This is a genomic window from Streptomyces sp. NP160 (assembly GCF_006335115.1).
Taxonomy (GTDB): Bacteria; Actinomycetota; Actinomycetes; order Actinomycetales; family Quadrisphaeraceae; genus Quadrisphaera.
This window is the reverse complement of the sequence record NZ_VDMJ01000123.1, coordinates 1-416: the sequence shown is the minus strand read 5'-3', so window position 1 is coordinate 416 and position 416 is coordinate 1. Positions and strand designations below refer to the sequence as shown.

Sequence of the window (416 nt, the reverse complement as noted above, 5' to 3'; positions counted from 1 at the left end):
GGACCAGCAGGCGCAGCCCGCCGAGCCGGCCCGGCCCGTGGTCGTCGACGGCCTCTCCCGCGCCCTGTCCCAGTACCTCGCCCACCTGCGCGTGGAGCGCGGCCTGGCCGAGAACACCCTGGCCGCCTACCGGCGCGACCTGGAGCGCTACGCCACCTGGCTGCGCCGACGCGGCCGCACCGACCTCGCCGAGGTGGGCGAGGAGGACGTGGCCGCCCACCTGCAGGACCTGCGCACCGGGGCCGCCACCGCCCCGCCCGAGGCGCCGGACGGCGAGCCCGGCCCACCGCTGTCAGCCTCCTCCGCCGCGCGCGCCGTGGTGGCCGTGCGCGGCTGGCACCGCTTCCTCGCGCTGGAGGGCGCCACCCCCGCCGACCCCGCCGCGGCCGTCCGCCCGCCCTCCACCCCGCGCCGCC

The 416-nt window shown here is 81.2% G+C and carries 1 protein-coding gene; it reads left to right on the top strand.

What is annotated here, in order from left to right:
* The coding region (locus FHN55_RS22210) for a site-specific integrase (protein WP_218974943.1) at positions 1-416 on the top strand (416 nt) is incomplete at both ends.